This window comes from Curtobacterium sp. L6-1 (assembly GCF_018885305.1).
Lineage (GTDB): Bacteria > Actinomycetota > Actinomycetes > Actinomycetales > Microbacteriaceae > Curtobacterium > Curtobacterium aetherium.
In genome coordinates this window covers 898036-916280 of sequence record NZ_CP076544.1, presented here as the reverse complement: position 1 = coordinate 916280, position 18245 = coordinate 898036, and the positions used below count along the sequence as shown (strand labels likewise).

13 protein-coding genes and 1 tRNA gene are annotated in these 18245 nt (G+C 73.3%); 4 read left to right on the top strand and 10 right to left on the bottom strand.

The window, feature by feature from the left end; genetic code table 11:
• Window positions 1-50: 50 nt before the first annotated feature.
• The 8 genes from prfA to argS all read right to left on the bottom strand — a co-directional run bounded on the left by prfA (window position 51) and on the right by argS (window position 10896).
• Window positions 51-1133: a peptide chain release factor 1 gene (gene prfA / locus KM842_RS04265; protein WP_216261255.1), complete on the bottom strand. Its 1083-nt coding sequence runs from the start codon at window positions 1131-1133 to the stop codon at window positions 51-53.
• A 3-nt stretch (window positions 1134-1136) separates the two neighbouring features.
• Window positions 1137-3302 (bottom strand): transcription termination factor Rho, encoded by a 2166-nt coding sequence (rho, locus tag KM842_RS04260; protein ID WP_216261253.1) that lies wholly within the window; start codon window positions 3300-3302, stop codon window positions 1137-1139.
• Window positions 3303-3430: 128 nt separating this feature from the next.
• Window positions 3431-4378: a homoserine kinase gene (gene thrB / locus KM842_RS04255; RefSeq protein WP_253206340.1), complete on the bottom strand. Its 948-nt coding sequence runs from the start codon at window positions 4376-4378 to the stop codon at window positions 3431-3433.
• A gap of 74 nt (window positions 4379-4452) precedes the next feature.
• Complete coding sequence (gene thrC / locus KM842_RS04250) at window positions 4453-5532, bottom strand: threonine synthase (RefSeq protein WP_216261249.1); 1080 nt, start codon at window positions 5530-5532, stop codon at window positions 4453-4455.
• Window positions 5533-5639: 107 nt separating this feature from the next.
• Window positions 5640-6947, bottom strand: coding sequence for a homoserine dehydrogenase (locus KM842_RS04245; protein ID WP_216261247.1), 1308 nt, complete (start codon window positions 6945-6947; stop codon window positions 5640-5642).
• A 28-nt stretch (window positions 6948-6975) separates the two neighbouring features.
• Window positions 6976-8397 carry a diaminopimelate decarboxylase gene (gene lysA / locus KM842_RS04240; RefSeq protein WP_216261245.1) on the bottom strand — a complete coding sequence of 474 codons (1422 nt, stop codon included), beginning with the start codon at window positions 8395-8397 and terminating at the stop codon, window positions 6976-6978.
• A 67-nt stretch (window positions 8398-8464) separates the two neighbouring features.
• Window positions 8465-9229: an LmeA family phospholipid-binding protein gene (locus tag KM842_RS04235; RefSeq protein ID WP_216261243.1), complete on the bottom strand. Its 765-nt coding sequence runs from the start codon at window positions 9227-9229 to the stop codon at window positions 8465-8467.
• Window positions 9230-9231: 2 nt separating this feature from the next.
• Window positions 9232-10896 (bottom strand): arginine--tRNA ligase, encoded by a 1665-nt coding sequence (gene argS / locus KM842_RS04230; RefSeq protein ID WP_216261241.1) that lies wholly within the window; start codon window positions 10894-10896, stop codon window positions 9232-9234.
• A gap of 73 nt (window positions 10897-10969) precedes the next feature.
• Between argS and KM842_RS04225 the strand changes: the two genes are divergently transcribed.
• The 4 genes from KM842_RS04225 (at window position 10970) to KM842_RS04210 (ending at window position 17275) form a co-directional block, all read left to right on the top strand.
• Window positions 10970-11563: a hypothetical protein gene (locus KM842_RS04225; protein WP_216261239.1), complete on the top strand. Its 594-nt coding sequence runs from the start codon at window positions 10970-10972 to the stop codon at window positions 11561-11563.
• A 132-nt stretch (window positions 11564-11695) separates the two neighbouring features.
• Window positions 11696-11767, top strand: a tRNA-Arg gene (locus tag KM842_RS04220).
• A 253-nt stretch (window positions 11768-12020) separates the two neighbouring features.
• Complete coding sequence (locus KM842_RS04215) at window positions 12021-15950, top strand: Pls/PosA family non-ribosomal peptide synthetase (protein ID WP_216261237.1); 3930 nt, start codon at window positions 12021-12023, stop codon at window positions 15948-15950.
• 8 nt (window positions 15951-15958) lie between these two features.
• Window positions 15959-17275, top strand: coding sequence for a M1 family metallopeptidase (locus tag KM842_RS04210; protein WP_253206246.1), 1317 nt, complete (start codon window positions 15959-15961; stop codon window positions 17273-17275).
• Here KM842_RS04210 and KM842_RS04205 read toward each other — a convergent pair.
• A complete protein-coding gene (locus KM842_RS04205) occupies window positions 17272-17979 on the bottom strand; it encodes a 4'-phosphopantetheinyl transferase family protein (protein WP_216261236.1) in 708 nt (235 codons plus the stop codon). The genes KM842_RS04210 and KM842_RS04205 overlap by 4 nt on opposite strands.
• A 41-nt stretch (window positions 17980-18020) precedes the next feature.
• Window positions 18021-18224, bottom strand: a complete 204-nt coding sequence (locus KM842_RS04200) for a hypothetical protein (RefSeq protein ID WP_111043803.1) — start codon at window positions 18222-18224, stop codon at window positions 18021-18023.
• Window positions 18225-18245 lie beyond the last annotated feature (21 nt).

Below are 18245 nucleotides of genomic sequence, written 5' to 3'. Positions count from 1 at the left end.
CCGACCGGGACCGACCGGACCGAGGCTGTCCGACGGGACGGACACCGGGCTCAGGCGTCCTGGTCGCCGATGGCGGCCAGTCGTGCCTCTTCGTCCGCACGGATGGCGGACTGGACGACGGGCTCGAGCGCACCGTTCATCACGCGGTCGAGGTCGTACGCCTTGTAGCCGGTGCGGTGGTCCGCGATCCGGTTCTCCGGGAAGTTGTACGTGCGGATGCGCTCCGACCGGTCCATCCCGCGGATCTGCGACTTCCGGGCGTCCGAGGCCAGGGCGTCGAGCTCCTCCTGCTGCTTCGCCAGGATGCGGGCACGCAGGACGCGCATGCCGGCCTCCCGGTTCTGCAGCTGGGACTTCTCGTTCTGCATCGCGACCGTGATGCCCGTCGGGAGGTGCGTGATGCGCACCGCGGAGTCGGTCGTGTTGACCGACTGCCCGCCGGGACCGGAGGACCGGTAGACGTCGATCTTCAGGTCGTTCTGGTTGATCGCGACCTCCTCCGGCTCGTCCACCTCGGGGAAGACGAGCACACCGGTCGTCGACGTGTGGATGCGCCCCTGCGACTCGGTCGCCGGGACACGCTGGACGCGGTGCACGCCGCCCTCGTACTTCAGGTGCGCCCAGACGCCCTGGGACGGGTCGGTCGTGTTCGACTTGATCGCGACCTGGACGTCCTTGTAGCCACCGAGGTCGGACTCGGTGCGCTCGAGCATCTCGACCTTCCAGCCCTTGGACTCGGCGTAGTGCGAGTACATCCGGAGCAGGTCCGCCGCGAACAGCGCCGACTCCTCGCCGCCCTCACCGCCCTTGATCTCCATGATGACGTCGCGCCCGTCGTCCGGGTCGCGCGGGATGAGGAGCCGGCGGAGACGCTCCTGGCGCTCGGCCAGCTGCTCCTCGAGCCCGGGCACCTCGTCCGCGAACGCCTCGTCCTCACGCGCGAGCTCCCGGGCGGCGGCGAGGTCGTCCCCCGCCGCCAGCCAGGCCTCGTGGGCGTTCTTGATCTGGCTGAGTTCGGCGTACCGCCGGTTGACCTTCTTCGCCCGGGCCGGGTCGGCGTGGAGCGCGGGGTCCGACAGCTGCTGCGTCAGTTCCTCGTGTTCCGCCAGCAGCCCTGCCACCGACTCGAACACGCGTTACTCCTGGTGGCCGTTGCCGTGGTGACCGTTGGTCGCCGGCACCGACTTCTGGATCTGGACGAGGAACTCGACGTTCGACTGGGTCTCCTTGAGGTTCCGGAGCACGACGTCGAGCGCCTGCTGCGGGTCGAGCCCGGCGAGGGCACGACGGAGACGCCACGTGATCGCCACCTCGTCGGCGGAGAGCAGCTGCTCCTCGCGACGGGTGCCGGACGCGTTGATGTCGACGGCGGGGAAGATTCGCTTGTCGGCGAGGTGCCGGTTGAGGCGGAGCTCCATGTTGCCGGTGCCCTTGAACTCCTCGAAGATCACCTCGTCCATCTTCGACCCGGTCTCGACGAGCGCCGTGGCGAGGATGGTGAGCGAGCCGCCGTTCTCGATGTTGCGCGCGGCGCCGAAGAAGCGCTTGACCGGGTAGAGCGCGGCCGAGTCGACGCCACCGGAGAGCACGCGGCCCGACGGCGGGGTGGCCAGGTTGTAGGCGCGACCCAGGCGGGTGATCGAGTCGAGCAGCACGACGACGTCGTGGCCGAGCTCGACCAGGCGCTTCGCGCGCTCGATCGCGAGCTCGGCGACCGTGGTGTGGTCCTCGGCGGGACGGTCGAAGGTGGAGGCGATGACCTCGCCCTTCACCGTGCGCTGCATGTCGGTGACCTCTTCGGGCCGCTCGTCCACGAGCACGACCATGAGGTGCGCCTCGGGGTTGTTCTTCGCGACGGCGTTCGCGATCGCCTGCAGCACGACGGTCTTGCCGGCCTTCGGCGGGGACACGATGAGGCCGCGCTGGCCCTTGCCGATCGGCGACACGAGGTCGATGATCCGCGTGGAGGTCTTCGCGGGCTCGGTCTCGAGGCGCAGGCGCTCGTTCGGGTAGAGCGGGGTGAGGTCCTGGAAGTCGACGCGGCTCGCGGCCTCGTCGGCGGTCTGGCCGTTGACCGTGTCGATCTTGACCAGCGCGTTGTACTTCTGGCGGCTCTGCTGCTCGTTGTCGCGCGGCTGCTTGATCGCGCCGACGACCGCGTCGCCCTTGCGCAGGTGGTACTTCTTCACCTGGCCGAGCGAGACGTAGACGTCCTCCGGCCCCGGCAGGTAGCCGGTGGTGCGCACGAAGGCGTAGTTGTCGAGCACGTCGAGGATGCCGGCGATCGGGATGAGGACGTCGTCCTCGGTGACCTCGGGCTCGAACTCGTCGTTCTGGCCGCCGCGGCCGCGCTTGCGGTCACGCTGCCGGCGGGTCCGGCCGTTCTCGGCCTCCTGCTCGGCGGCACGCTGCTGGTCGGCACGCTGGTCGCCGCGCTGCTGGTCGCCACGCTGCTGGTCGGCCTGCTTCTGCTGACCGTTCTGCTTCTGGTCGCCCTTGTCGGCGTTCTGCTGCTTGCCGCCCTGCTGCTGCTGCTGCTTCGGCTCGCCCTTGTCGACCTCGGCCTGCTGGCCGTTCTGGCTGCCCTGGCCGTTCTCGGCCTGGTCGGCGTTCTGCCCGCGACCGCGCCCGCGGCCACGGCTGCGACGGCCGCGGCGTGCGCCGCCCTCGCCCTGCTCGCCCTGGTCGGCCTGCTGGCCGTCGTCCTGCTGCGTCGCGTCCTGGTCCTGCTCGACGACGTCGGCGACGGGCGACTCGGCCTCGGCGGTGGCGCCGCCACGGGCCTCCTGGCCGTCGGCCTGCTGCGCCTGGCGGCCGCGGCCGCGGCGCTGCCCGGACTGCGCGGCTTCCTGCGCGTCCTTCTCGGCGCGGACCTGGTCGAGGCCGGCGAGCAGGTCCTCGGTGCCGGTGTGTCCGGCGTTGGTGTGCGCGGCCGCGCTCGTGGGCTCGGCCGTGACCGTGCCACCGGAGGTGGCGCGGCGGTTCCGGCGTCCGCGGGCCGGGGCCTCGGCGGCCGGCTGCGCCGGGGCGTCGGCCTGCTCGGCCGGCGCCTGCTGCGCGGCGGGCTGGGCCTCGTCCGCCACCGGCGTCCCGGTGCCGGCACCGTCGAGGGTCGGCGTGACCGTGGCGGGTGCCTCGGCCGGACGCTTGTCCTCGATGGAGGCGATGAGGTCGCCCTTGCGGAGCTTCGAGAGCCCCGTGATCCCGAGGGACGAGGCGATGCGCTGGAGCTCCGGGAGACGGAGCGCGCGCAGGTCAGTGGGGATCTCCACCGAACCGGTGGAGGTGGTGACGTCGGTCACGATGCTGTTGTTCCTTCCGACCGCAGAACGCGGAGAGTTTCCACCGTTCCCGTCGCGGGTGTGCAACGGCCGTCGTTCAGACGACGGACCGGGAACGGTGATCTGGAGAGAGTGCCCCACGCACCGGATCAGCGTGGCGGTCGACCTGGGATGGTCGACGCCTCCGCGAGTTCGGCTTCGAGCGTCGGGTGCGACCCCACTGTAGCACCACCGAGGTCGACGGCCAGCATGAGCGCCCGCCAGTCGGACTGGGCGTGTCGCTCGACGAGCGCGGCCGCCGTCAACCGCTGTGCCGGGTCGCTGCCCATCACCAGGAGGCTCGGGCCGGCACCCGAGACGACCGCCGCCAGGCCGTGCTGGCGCAGCAGTCCGATGAGTGCGTCCGTCTCGGGCATCGCGCTCGCCCGGTAGGCCTGGTGGAGCCGGTCCTCGGTCGCGGCGAGGAGCAGCTCCGGGCTCTGGATGAGCGCCGCCACGAGCAGGGCCGAGCGGGACACGTTGAACGCGGCGTCCTCGTGCGGCACCGTCGTCGGCTGGAGGGACCGTGCGAGCTTCGTGGAGAGCGTCGACGTCGGCACGAACACCACCGGCGAGACACCGCGGTGCACGAGCAGGCGCTTGTACGCAGGGCCGTCGGCGGTCATCCACGCGATCGTCAGCCCCCCGAACAGCGCCGGGGCGACGTTGTCCGGGTGCCCCTCCATCTCGGTCGCGAGCGACAGGAGGGTCGAGGCGTCGAGGTCGACGACCCCGGCGAGCAGCCCGCGCGCCGCCATGAGGCCGGCGACGATCGCGGCTGCGGACGACCCGAGGCCGCGGCCGTGCGGGACGGCGTTGGTGGCGTGCAGCTCGAGCCCGGGCTGCAGGACCCCGGCGTGCTCGAAGCCACGACGGACGGCGCGCACGACGAGGTTCGTGTCGTCGGTCGCGACCTCACCGGCACCGACGCCGTCGATCGTGACGGTCGCGCCCGGTTCCTCGCGCACCCGCACGTCCACCTCGTCGTAGAGGGACAGTGCGAGACCGAGGGAGTCGAAGCCCGGCCCCAGGTTCGCCGAGGTCGCCGGGACGCGCACACGGACCGCCCGTCCGGCCGGTACAGCGTCGTGGGCGGTCGCGCCCTCCCCCGGTCCGGACGAGCGGTCGACGCTCACCGCGCGCTGACCAGTCCGAGCACGCCCGCGATCGCCGCGGTGTCGACCGGCACGCTGGTCGGCGCGACCTCGCCGCCGTCCTGGGTGCGGAGTGCCCACTGCGGGTCCTTGAGGCCGTGGCCCGTCACCGTGATGACGACCGTGGCGCCCTTCGGCACGACGCCGGCGTCGGCACGCTCGAGCAGCCCCGCGACGCCGATGGCCGAGGCGGGCTCGACGAACACGCCGACCTCGGCGGAGAGGATGCGGTGGGCCGCGAGGATCGCCTCGTCCGAGATCGCGCCGAAGTACCCGTCGGTCTCGTCGCGGGCCTCGAGCGCGTACTTCCACGACGCCGGGTTGCCGATGCGGATGGCGGACGCGATGGTCTCGGGGTGCGGCACGACCTCGCCGCGGACGATCGGTGCCGAGCCGGCGGCCTGGAAGCCGAACATGCGCGGCATCCGCGTCGAGCGGCCCGAGGCGACGTCCTCGCGGTAGCCGCGCGAGTACGCGGTGTAGTTGCCCGCGTTGCCGACCGGCAGGAAGTGGAAGTCCGGGGCGTCACCGAGGACGTCGACGACCTCGAACGCGGCGGTCTTCTGCCCCTCGATGCGGTCGTTGTTCACGGAGTTGACCAGGTGCACCGGGTAGTTCGCGGCGAGGTCGCGCGCGATGTCGAGGCAGTCGTCGAAGTTGCCCTGCACCTGCAGCAGCTGCGCGTCGTGGGCGACGGCCTGGCTGAGCTTGCCCATGGCGATCTTGCCCTCGGGCACGAGCACCGCGGCGGTGATCCCGGCGTGCGTGGCGTACGCGGCGGCCGAGGCGCTCGTGTTGCCGGTCGAGGCGCAGATGACCGCCTTGGCGCCGTGCTCCACGGCCTTCGAGATGGCCATCGTCATGCCGCGGTCCTTGAAGGAGCCGGTCGGGTTCATGCCCTCGTACTTCACGTAGACCTGGGCGCCGGTGCGCTCGGAGAGGCGACGGGCCGGGATGAGCGGCGTGCCGCCCTCACCGAGCGTCACGACCGGGGTCGCGTCGGTCACGTCGAGTCGGTCGGCGTACTCGCGCAGGACTCCCTGCCACTGGTGGGCCATCAGGCTTCTCTCTCTGTCCGGTGGATCGGTCTGGGTGGGGCTGGCTGGTCGGTCGTGCGGGCGTGCGGTCGTGCGGTGGCGCGGTCGGCCGGGAGGCGCGGTTTGCGTCAGACGCCGACGACGCGCAGGACGCTGGTCACGTCACGGACGACGTCCTCGCCGCGGAGCGCGGCGACGGTGTCGGCCAGGTCGGCCTCGCGGGCGAGGTGCGTGCCGATCACGAGCGTGGCCGTGCCCTCGGCGGCGCCCGTGGTGGTCTGCTCGACGGTCTCGACGCTGACGCCGTGGTGCGCCAGGACGCCGGCGACCGTCGAGAGCACGCCCGGGGCGTCCGAGACGTGCAACGAGATCTGGTACCGGGTGCGGACCGTGCCGATCGGGAAGACCGGCAGCGCCGACTGGGTCGACTCCGCCACGCCGGGACCGCCGATGACGTGCCGACGGGCGGCGGACACCAGGTCACCGAGGACGGCCGACGCGGTCTCGACGCCGCCGGCACCGGCTCCGTAGAACATGAGGTCGCCGGCCGCCTCGGCCTCGACGAAGACGGCGTTCTTCGCGCCGTGCACGCTCGCGAGGGGGTGCGACTCGGGGACGAGCGCCGGGTAGACACGGGCGCTGACGCCCTCGCGGCCCTCGGCGTCGGTGAGGCGCTCGCACGTGGCGAGGATCTTCACGACGTAGCCGGCCTTGCGCGCGGCACGGACCTGCTCGATGGTCACCGACGTGATGCCCTCGCGGTGCACGGCGGCCAGCGGGACCGAGGTGTGGAACGCGAGCGAGGCCAGGATGGCGGCCTTCTGCGCGGCGTCGTACCCCTCGACGTCGGCGGTCGGGTCGGCCTCGGCGTACCCGAGCTCGGTCGCCGTCGCCAGCGCGTCGGCGAACGTCGCGCCCTCGCGGTCCATCAGGTCGAGGATGAAGTTCGTGGTGCCGTTGACGATGCCCATGATCCGCTCGATGCGGTCCCCCGCGAGCGAGTCGTGCAGCGGCCGGATGATCGGGATCGCACCGGCCACGGCGGCCTCGTAGTAGAGCTGTGCGCCGACCTGCTCGGCAGCGCCGAACAGCTCCGGGCCGTGCGTGGCGAGGAGTGCCTTGTTGCCCGTGACGACGTCCGCGCCGGACTGCAGCGCCTGCAACACGAGGGTTCGTGCCGGCTCGATCCCACCGATGAGCTCGACGACGATGTCGGCCTCCAGGATCAACGACTCGGCGTCCGTCGTGAAGAGCTCGCGCGGCAGGTCGACGTCCCGCGGTGCGTCGACGTCGCGCACGGCGATCCCGACCAGCTCCAGACCGGCGCCGGCACGCGTGGCGAGTTCCGGTCCGTGCTCGAGCAGGAGTCGGGCGACCTGGGAGCCGACCGAGCCGGCTCCGAGCAGCGCGACGCGGACGTTGCGGTATTCGATCATCTGGTGGGGGTCTCTCCGGGTCGGGTGGTCAGCGGTCGGCACCGGTGTCGGGCACCGGGGCGACGCCGGTGTCGCGGGCGAGGAGGTCGTCGACCGTCTCGCCCCGCACGAGGATACGGGCTGCCCCGTCGGCGACCGCGACGACCGGCGGGCGGCCGACGTGGTTGTAGTTGCTCGCCAGGCTCCAGCAGTAGGCACCCGTCGCGGCGACGGCTAGGAGGTCCCCGCGCTGCACGTCGCCGGGCAGGTACTCGTCGTGGACGACGACGTCGCCGCTCTCGCAGTGCTTCCCGACGACGCGGGTGAGCACCGGGTCGGCGTCCGACGTCCGGGCGAGCCGGGCGGTGTAGTCGGCGCCGTACAGGGCCGGGCGGACGTTGTCGCTCATGCCGCCGTCGACCGACACGTACGTGCGCGTCGCCGTGCCGCCCGCGCCGGTCTCGACGGTGACGGGCTTGATCGTGCCGACACGGTAGAGCGTGACGCCCGCGGGGCCGACGATGTACCGACCGGGCTCCACCGCGATCTCGGGCACCGGGATGCCGCGGGACGAGCACTCGTCCTCGATGATCGCGGCGAGGGCGTCGGCGACGTCCTCGGGCGCGAGGGCGGAGTCTGCCTCGGTGTAGTCGATGCCCCAGCCGCCGCCGAGGTTGAGCTCGGGCACCGGGCCGTCGGCGACGAGCGTGGCGTGCACGTCCATGAGCCGACGGGCGGCCTCGCGGAACCCACTGTCGTCGAAGATCTGCGAGCCGATGTGCGAGTGCAGCCCGACGAACGCGAGCGACGGTTCGGCGCGCACGGCCGTCGCGGCCCGCACGGCCTCGGACAGCGGGATGCCGAACTTCTGGTCCTCGCGCGCCGTCGCCAGGAACTCGTGCGTCGAGGCGTGCACCCCGCTGTTGATCCGGATCCGGACACGCTGGACCACACCGGCGTCTGCGGCGGCCCGGGCCACGCGACCGATCTCCTCGTGGCTGTCGAGCACGATCGTGCCGAGGCCGATCGACACCGCGCGCTCGATCTCGGCGTCGGACTTGTCGTTGCCGTGGAAGCCCATCAGCGCGGGGTCGACGCCCGCGGCCAGGGCGACCGCCATCTCCCCCATCGTGCAGACGTCGAGGCGGAGGTCGGCGTCGGCCATCCAGCGCGCGACGTGCGTCGTCCAGAAGGCCTTCGCCGCGTAGTAGACGTGCGCCCGGGTCCCGATGCGCGCGAAGGCGTCGGTGAAGGCGGTGCGCACGCGGACGGCACGGGACTGGACGTCACGCTCGTCGACGACGTAGAGCGGCGACCCGAAGCGGGCGACCAGGTCGTCGGCGGCGACACCACCGACGGCCAACGTGCCCTCGTCGGTCCGCGTCGCCGACGCGGGCCAGATCCGTCCCACCAGGTCGGAGGCGTCCGTCGGGAACCGCAGCCGCGGCGGCGCAAGGGGGTTCTCGCTCACGGGCCCGATCCTATCCGGCGGCCACGCGCCTCCCGGCCATGTGACGCGACCGGTGGACGAGCACCGCTCAGCAGCGACCGGTGGTGCGCAGGCCCGCCTCGTCGAGGGGCAGGCGGTCGGCCGTGATCCGGACCGCCGCGGCCGACTTCGTGAGGTCGAGCGAACGGATGCGGAGCTGCTCCGGCAGGAACTGAGCCGTGCACACCGGCACCGGCACGTCGGAGACGCCCGGGATGTCGTCCACCTTGAGACCGAGCGAGGAGTTCGTGATGCGCACCGTCTCCGGCGTGATCGTGACACCGCGGCCGTCCCGCTGGACCGCGACCGAGCCGTCGGCGGCGTACCCGATGCGGAAGCCGAGGACGGAGGCACTGCCGCGCAGCTCGACGCCGCCGTCGATCAGGCGGACCCGCTCGAACAGCGGGGAGTACTTCGACAGGTCCTTGACCGCGCCCGCCGCGAGCCGGACGGTGCCGTCGACGTCCCGCACGTCGCCGGCGCCGTCCACCGGGACGTCGTGCGCGGTCACGTCCGCCGCCAGCGGGATGCCGTCCACCGTGAGCCGGTCCGAGGTGATGTCGACCCGGTCGAGCGTGCCCCGCACGAGCTGCGGGATGACGACGCCGTCGACGTGGGCGTCCACCTGCCCGGTCGTGCCCTCCGGCAGCGACTGCTCGACCTGCTCGGCGACCGTGCGGTCGACGACGCCGCGCAGGACGAACTCGGCCACCACGACGAGCGCGGCGACGACGAGCAGCACGACGACCAGGACGATCGCGAACCTGCGACCGCGACGCTTCCGGGGGCGGCCGGTGGTGGGTGCGGACGACACCGTCACATCCGGTCGGGTGCGCTGACGCCGAGCAGGCCCAGGCCGTTGCGGACGACCTGCCCGGTGGCGTCGTTCACCCAGAGGCGGGTGCGGTGCAGGTCGGTCACCGGCTCGTCGCCGAGCGGCGTGACCCGGCAGGAGTCGTACCAGCGGTGGTACAGCCCGGCGAGCTGCTCGATGAAGCGCGCGATGCGGTGCGGCTCGCGGAGCTCGGCCGCCTGACGCAGCACCCGCGGGTACTCGGCGAGGGCGCCGAGCAGGGCGCTCTCGGTCTCGTGCGTGAGCAGGGACGCGTCGAACACCGACCGGTCGACACCGGCGGCCGCGGCGTTGCGCGCGACCGACTGCGTGCGGGCGTGGGCGTACTGCACGGTGAAGACCGGGTTGTCGTTCGTCCGCTTGACGAGCAGGTCGAGGTCGATGTCGATCGCGGTGTCGCTGGCGAAGCGCACGAGCGAGTACCGCCCCGCGTCCACACCGACCGCGTCGACCAGGTCCTCCATCGTGACGATCGTGCCGTTGCGCTTCGACATCCGCATCGGCTCGCCATCCTTGAGCAGGTTGACCATCTGCCCGATGAGGATCTCGAGGTTCTTGCCCGGCTCGTCGCCGAACGCGGCGCACATCGCCATCATGCGGCCGACGTAGCCGTGGTGGTCCGCGCCGAGCATGATGAGGTTCCGCTCGAAGCCGCGCTCGCGCTTGTCGAGGTAGTACGCCAGGTCGCCGGCGATGTACGCGGGCTCACCGTCGGACTTGATCACGACGCGGTCGCGGTCGTCACCGAAGTCGGTCGTCCGGAGCCACTGCGCACCCTCGGCCTCGTACATGTGGCCGTTCTCGCGGAGCCGCTCGATCGCGCGCTCGACCGCCTTCGACTCGTGCAGCTCGTTCTCGTGGAAGTACACGTCGAAGTCGACGCCGAACTCGTGCAGCGAGTGCTTGATGTCGGCGAACATGAACTCGACGCCCTCGCGCCGGAACAGCTCCTGGGCCTCGTCCCGCGGCAGGTCGGCGACGTCGCCGTCGTACGTCGCGATGACGCGGGCGGCGATCTCGCCGATGTAGGCGCCGCCGTAGCCGTCCTCCGGCGTGGGCTCACCCAGCGCCGAAGCGACGAGCGAGCGAGCGAAGCGGTCGATCTGGCTGCCGTGGTCGTTGAAGTAGTACTCACGCGTCACGAGCGCGCCCTGCGCCTGGAACACGCGGGCCAGGCTGTCGCCCACCGCGGCCCAGCGGACACCGCCCATGTGGATCGGCCCGGTCGGGTTCGCCGACACGAACTCGAGGTCGATGCGGACCCCGTCGTACAGGTCGCCGTGCCCGTAGGCCGTCCCCTGCTCGACCACGGTGCGGGCGACCTCGCCCGCCGCAGCGGCCTCGAGCGTGATGTTGATGAACCCGGGCCCGGCCACGTCGACCGAGGCGACGCCGTCGAGCTCGGTCAGCTCGCCGGCGATCTCGGTCGCCAGCTCGCGCGGGTTCGTGCCGAGCCGCTTCGCGAGCTGCATGGCCGCGTTCGACGCCCAGTCCCCGTGTGCCCGGTTCTTCGGGCGTTCGAGGGCCGCGTGCGACTCCTGGACCGTCACCGTGTCGGCAGCGCCTCGGCGCTCGACGATGCCCGTGAGGATCGACAGGTAGGCAGCGGAGAGTTCGACAGGAGTCACGGCGGTCGAGTCTACCGGGACACCCAGCCGCCGCCCGGACCGCGCCGCGGGCGATGCAGCATCATGGTCCGTCATGACCTCCCGCAGCCTCCGGGCGACCTGCCTGGCCGCTCTCGTCGTCCCGACGGCGCTCGTGCTCGCCGCCTGTTCCGGCGGCGGTGGCGGCACCCCCTCGGCCTCGCCGAGCACCGGCGGCGTCGGGCAGCGGGTCGCGCAGGACTGCGACGAGCTCGTGCCGACGACGACCTTCAGCGTGTACGGACAGGACTTCGAACGGGTCCGCACCCCCACCCCGGAGAAGGGCTCCCCCGCTGCGCAGATCGCCGCCCAGGACGGCCGCGTCTGCACCTGGCGCTCCACGACCGACGAGGACACCACCGTCACCGTCGCCGTCGCGCACCTGCCTGAGAAGACGCTCACGCGGCTCGCCGACGCCCTCTTCGAACAGGGCGGCTCCGTCCCGACCTACACCGTCGAGGGGTACTTCTCGCTGCACGACGGCTCCGGCCGCGCCGACGCCTTCGCCGGTCCCTACTGGATCCACACCGACTCCTCGCTCTTCACCGAGCCGGGCACCGCGCAGCCCGTCGTCGACGCCGTCCGACAGACCGTCGCGCCCGACGCGACCGCCCCCGCCGTCGCCCCCAGCACGTCACCGACGCCCTGACCGCGCCGCCGTGGCGGACGGGAGGCGCGCACCGGGCAGGCCACGCGCCTCCCGTCCGCCACGGCACGCCCGGGGCAGCGACGCGACGTACAGGAAGCCGGTCCGGACCTGCTACGGTTGGTGACACCCCGGGCCCCCATAGCTCAGGGGATAGAGCACTGCCCTCCGGAGGCAGGGGCGGAGGTTCGAATCCTCCTGGGGGCACTGTTGCATCTCCGCGCAAGCTGCGGAACATCCCCCACGCAAGCTGCGGAACATCCCCCGCGCAAGCTGACGTCCTCGCTGCGCTCGGTCGGCAGCGCGCGACATCGCCTGCGGCGACCTTCCCCCGTGGTCGCTTCATCGAGATCGGTTCTCTCCGTGGGTGCGTTCTCGAGGTCGTTCTGGTCGTGGGTGCGGCTTCGCTGCGGGGGCGTGTTCCCGGGGGCGACACCTGGGGGCCCTAGGATCACGCGGCGTGACGAACCCCACGCAGCAGGAACTCGACCGCGGTGCCCTGGCCGCACCGGCCCGGACCCTGCTCGACGTGCTCACCGCCACCGCTGAGGCGCACCCCGACGCCCTCGCGCTCGAGACCCCCGAGGGACCGCTCGACTACCGCGCCCTCCTCGACCTCGTGCACGGACGCGCCCACGACCTCGCCCGGCACGGCGTCCGCCGCGGTGACCGGGTCGGCGTCCGCGTCCCCTCGGGCGGCCGCGACCTGTCCGTGTCGATCCTCGCCGTCCTCGCCGCGGGAGCCGCCTACGTCCCCGTCGACGCCGACGACCCCGAGGAACGCGCCACCCTCGTCTTCGGCGAAGCGGGGGTCGTCGGCGTGATCGGCGCCGGCGGGGTCCTCGCCGACCGCGACGGCACCACGCTGCCCGTCGTCGACCCCGCCGCGCGCGCCGAGGCACCGACGACCGACGACGACGCGTGGATCATCTTCACCTCCGGCTCGACCGGGGTCCCCAAGGGCGTCGCCGTCACCCACCGCTCCGCCGCGGCCTTCGTCGACGCCGAGGCACGGATGTTCCTGCAGGGCGCGCCGCTCGGCCCCGGCGACCGGGTGCTCGCCGGCCTCAGCGTCGCGTTCGACGCCTCCTGCGAGGAGATGTGGCTCGCCTGGGGCCACGGCGCCTGCCTCGTGCCCGCCCCGCGCTCGCTGGTGAAGAGCGGCGTCGACCTCGGCCCGTGGCTCATCGCGCACGGCATCACCGTCGTGTCCACCGTCCCCACCCTCGCCGCGCTCTGGCCCGACGACGCGCTCGAGTCCGTCCGCCTGGTCATCTTCGGCGGCGAGGCCTGCCCGCCCGAACTCGCCGCCCGCATCGCCTCCCGCGACCGCGAGGTGTGGAACACCTACGGCCCGACCGAGGCCACCGTCGTCGCCTGCGGAGCCCTGCTCGACGGCAGCAGCCCCGTCCGGATCGGCCTGCCGCTCGACGGCTGGGACCTCGCGGTCGTCGACGCCGAGGGGCAGCGTGTCGCCCCCGGGCAGGTCGGCGAACTCGTCATCGGCGGCGTCGGGCTCGGCCGCTACCTCGACCCCGCCAAGGACGCCGAGAAGTACGCGCCGTTCCCCGAGCTCGGCTGGGACCGGGCCTACCGGAGCGGCGACCTCGTCCGTTACGACCCCGAGGGCCTCGTGTTCCAGGGACGTGCCGACGACCAGGTGAAGCTCGGCGGCCGCCGCATCGAGCTCGGCGAGATCGACGCCGCGCTCCAGGCCCTCGACGACGTCGCCGGCGGGGCCGCGGTCGTGCAGCGCACCCCCGCCGGCAACCAGGTCCTCGTCGGCTACGTCGCGCCCGTCGCCGGCGCGACCATCGACACCGCCGCCGCGAACGACCGCCTCCGCCGTGAACTGCCCGCCGCGCTCGTGCCGCTCCTGGCCGTCGTCGACCACCTGCCGACCCGGACGTCCGGCAAGGTCGACCGCGCCGCCCTGCCCTGGCCGCTCGAGGGTGCCGTCGGCGCCGACCTGCCGCCCACCGTCGCGTGGATCGCGGAACGCTGGTCCGCGATCCTCGGTGTGCCGGTCGCCGACGTCGACGACGACTTCTTCGCGCACGGCGGCGGCTCCCTGACGGCCGCACAGCTCGTGTCGGCGATCCGCGAGCGCTACCCGACCACGACCGTCGCCGACGTCTACGACCACCCCCGCATCGGCGCGCTCGCGGCAGCGCTCGACGAGTCCGGGCCGGTCGCCGCAGCCTCCCGCGACGTGGCACCGGTGCCGCCGCGGACCGGGCTGCTCCTGACGCTGCTCGGCCTGCCGCTCCAGGTGCTCCGCGGGCTCCGGCTGCTCAGCTGGACGGCCCTGGTCGCCGCGGTCCTGCACGCCACCACGATGCCGTTCCTGCCGGTGCTGCCCTGGCCGGTCCTCGTGCTCGCCCTCCTGCTCTTCGTCACCCCGGCGGGGAAGATGACGATCACGGTCGTCGCCGCCCGGCTCCTGCTCGCCGGCGTCCGCCCCGGGGACCACCCGCGCGGCGGCTCCGTGCACGTGCGGGTCTGGCTCGCCGAGCGCATCGCGGAGGCCGTCGACGGACCCTCGACCGCCGGGGCGCCCTGGATCAGCTACTACGCCCGGGCCCTCGGGGCGACGATCGGCCGCGACGTCGACCTGCACACGCTGCCGCCGGTCACCGGCATGCTCACCGTCGGCAAGCGCGCCTCGATCGAACCCGAGGTGGACCTCGCCGGGCACTGGGTCGACGGCGACGTCTTCCGGCTCGGCCCGGTGCACGTCGGCGCCGACGCGGTCGTGCACAGCCGCTCCACCCTCATGCCCGGTGCGCGGGTCGGCGACGGTGCCGAGGTCGAGGCCGGCTCCGCCGTCGCGGGAGCCGTCCCCGCCGGGGAACGGTGGGCGGGCTCCCCCGCCGAACGCGTCGGGTCCGCACGCCACGGCCGGGAGGCGCGCCCCGCCTCCCCGAAGCGCTGGCTGCTCGCGTACGGGGCCGGCTCGGTCGCGGTCGCCGGGCTGCCCGTCGTCGGCGTCGCGGCCGGGCTCGCGGTCGCCGCCGCCGTGGTCGGCCGTCCCGCGTCCCTCGGCGCCGCCGTCGGACCCGCCCTGCTCGCCGTCCCCCTCACCACGGTCGTCGCCGGGCTGGTCTACGCCGCCCTCGTGGTCGCCGCCGTCCGCCTGCTCGGCCTCGGGCTCACCGAGGGTCGGCACCCGGTGCGCTCCCGGACCGGCTGGCAGGCGTGGAGCACCGAACGGATCCTCGACGCCGCCCGCACGCTGCTGTTCCCGCTGTACGCGAGCCTCGTGACGCCGCTGTGGCTCCGGCTGCTCGGCGCGAAGGTCGGGCGGGACACCGAGATCTCCACCGTCCTGCTGATCCCCGCGCTGACGCAGATCGCGTCCGGCGCGTTCCTCGCCGACGACACGATGGTCGCCACCTACGAGCTCGGCGGCGGCCGCGTGAAGATCGGTCGCTCGAAGGTCGGTCGGCGGGCGTTCCTCGGCAACTCCGGCATGACCGGCGCCGGGCGCTCGGTCCCCCGCGAGGCCCTCGTCGCGGTGCTGTCCGCCGTGCCGAAGAAGGCCAAGCGCGGCTCCTCGTGGCTCGGCAGTCCCCCGGTCCGGCTCCGCCGCGCCGCCACGCAGTTCGACGAGGAGCGCACCTTCCGTCCGCCGCGCCGCCTCAAGGTCGCCCGCGGTGCGTGGGAGCTGCTGCGGCTCGTGGCACCGATGGTGTCCGCGGCGATCGGGCTCGGCGTCGCCGTGACCTTCCTCGCGCTCTGGGACACCGTCGGCATCGGCTGGACGGTCCTGCTCGCCGGCCCGGTGCTCATCGTCGCCGGAGCCGTGGCCGCCGCGGTGTCGACGCTCGCGAAGTGGGGCTTCGTCGGCCGGATCACCGCCACCGAGCACCCGCTGTGGTCGTCGTTCGTCTGGCGCAACGAGGTGCAGGACACCTTCGTGGAGACCGTCGCACGGCCGTGGTTCGCCGAGCAGGCCATCGGCACGCCGGCACTCGCCGCCTGGCTCCGGAGCCTCGGGGCGACGATCGGCCGCGGGGTCTGGTGTGAGACGTACTGGCTGCCCGAGGCCGACCTCGTCACCATCGGCGACGGCGCGACGATCGCCCGCGGCACCGTCGTGCAGACCCACCTGTTCCACGACCGCGTGATGCAGCTCGACACGGTCACGCTGGACGCCGGCGCGACGCTCGGTCCGCACGGCGTGGTGCTGCCCGCCGCCGGCATCGGCCCCGGCGCGACCGTCGGCCCGGCGTCCCTCGTGATGCGCGGCGAGCAGGTGCCCGGCGGGACGCTGTGGGCCGGCAACCCCATCGGCCCGTGGGAGCACCCGCCGTGGCGGACCACCCCGGACCCGGTGGACGGGAAGCGCGCGGAGACCCCGAGCCCCGTCGGCGCCGTGGCAGACTGACCGGCACCGTGAAGCAGACCGACCCCGCCGCCGACCCGTACACCCCGCACAGCGGCGACCGGCGCTGGACGAGCCGCCACCACGACCTGCACCTGGACTACCGGGTCGCCACGAACCGGCTCGACGCGACCGCCACGATCAGCGCGACGGCCGTCGAAGCGCTCGACAAGGTCGTCCTCGACCTGCACGGGCTCTCCGTCGACCGGGTCGACGTCGACGGCGTCCGCGCGAAGAAGGTCTCGGTCGGCACCCACAAGACCACCGTCACGCCGGCCGCCCCGATCCCCGCGGGCGCCGACTTCGCCGTGCACGTCCGCTACCGCGGCACCCCGCGACCGCTCCGGAGCCCCTGGGGCACGCTCGGCTGGGAGGAACTGACCGACGGCGTCATCGTCGCCAGCCAGCCGGTCGGTGCGCCGTCCTGGTTCCCCTGCAACGACCGCCCCGACGACAAGGCCACGTACCGGATCGAGCTCACCTGCGAGGCCGGGTACGAGGTCGTCGCGAACGGCGAGCTCCTCGGGCGCGACCGCACCGCCCGCGGGACCCGCTGGACCTTCGCCGTCACCGAACCGATGGCGACCTACCTGGCCACGGTGCAGATCGGCCGCTACCGGACGACGAAGCTCCGCGGCGGGGACGTCCCCGTCACGCTGCACCACCCGGCCGACCTCACCGCAGCGGCGAAGACCGACTTCGGGCAGGTCCCGGAGATGATCGCCCTGTTCGCCGACCGGTTCGGCCCGTACCCGTTCGCCGAGTACGGCGTCGTGGTGACCGACGACGAGCTGGAGATCCCGCTCGAGGCGCACGGGCTCGCCGTCTTCGGACGGAACCACGTCGACGGCGCGCACGGCACCGACCGGCTCATCGCCCACGAGCTCGCGCACCAGTGGTTCGGCAACTCCGTGACCCTCGGCCGGTGGCGGGACATCTGGCTGCACGAGGGCTTCGCCTGCTACGCCGAGTGGCTCTGGTCCGAGCACCGCGGCGGGCCGACCGCCGACGACCTCGCCCGCTCGTACCGGTCGGGCCTGCTGCAGCAACCGCAGGACCTCGTCGTCGCCGATCCCGGCGCGCGGGACATGTTCGACGACCGGGTCTACAAGCGCGGCGCCCTCGCCCTGCACGCCCTCCGCCGGACGATCGGCGACGCGGCGTTCACGGCGGGACTGCGGATCGTCACGACGCGGTACCGGCACGGCACCGTCAGCTCCCCCGACGTCGTCGCGTCCTTCGCCGAGGCCGCGGGCACCGGACCGGACGCCGTGCTGCTCCTGCTCGGGCCCTGGATCGACGAACCGGGCGTCCCGGAACTGCCCTAGCGCTGCTGCGGACGGACCCGCGCGGCGGCGGGACCACGGACGTCCTGCACGTGCACGGGGACACCGCCGGCGGCCACCGCGAGCACGAGGTCGTCGTCGAGCAGCAGGACGGTGACGGGCTGTTCGTCACCGGCGAACCGTGCGTGGTCGTGGTCGCCATCGTGGTCGCGGTCGTCGCCGCCGTCGCTGTCGCCGTCGCGGTGGCCGTCGCCGTCGCCGCCGTTCCGGAGCGGGCCGAGGACCGCCTCCACCAGCACGGGGTCGACCCGGAGCCCACGGCCGTCCCGCTTGAGCACCGACTCCTTGACCGCCCAGCACGCCGTGCGGTGTGCGTCGCCCGCGGCAGGGAGCACCTCGGCCGCGGCGCGGGCGCGTTCGCCGGGCGTGAAGACGTCGAGTGCGGCGGCGGTCACCCGCGACGGCCGTTCGACGTCGACGCCGAGTGGTCCCGGTCCGACGGCGAGGACGACCGCACCGGAAGTCCGGGCGAGGCTGACCGGGACCTGCCGGTCGGCGACGAGCGCCGACGGTCGGCCGTGGTCGGCCGCCCCGCAGTGCGGGCAGCGACGGACGACGCGCACCAGCGCGGGGTCCGTGTCGGTGACCTCGGCGACGAACGCGCGGAGGGCCTCCCGGTCGGCGTCGCGGGACGCGCCGGGCCGCATGACGCGGACCGAGACGGCCTGGAGGCACGGATCACCCACCCGCGCAGCCTACGGCGGGTGGGTGGGTGATGGACCTGCGGTCAGGCGTGGGTCAGCGCGATGAGCGCGACGTTCATGGTGGCGTACTTGCCCTCGGACCGGGTGGCCTGACGGACGCGGCCCCGGAGGACCTCGTACCGGCCGTCGCTCTCACGCACGAACCCGATCACGCCGCTCAGCGGCGTGGACACGCGGTGGTACCCGTCCTCCAGTGGGACGACTTCTGCGGTGGTCGCTCGCTCCATTGCTGCTCCCCTTCCTCGTAG

What these genes read in the sequence shown, in the direction of transcription:
- KM842_RS04225 (WP_216261239.1), top strand. Translation starts at nt 10,970, where the DNA reads ATGACCTCCCGCAGCCTCCGGGCGACCTGCCTGGCCGCTCTCGTCGTC.
- KM842_RS04245 (WP_216261247.1), bottom strand. Translation starts at nt 6,947, where the DNA reads ATGATCGAATACCGCAACGTCCGCGTCGCGCTGCTCGGAGCCGGCTCG.
- KM842_RS04200 (WP_111043803.1), bottom strand. Translation starts at nt 18,224, where the DNA reads ATGGAGCGAGCGACCACCGCAGAAGTCGTCCCACTGGAGGACGGGTAC.
- thrC (WP_216261249.1), bottom strand. Translation starts at nt 5,532, where the DNA reads ATGGCCCACCAGTGGCAGGGAGTCCTGCGCGAGTACGCCGACCGACTC.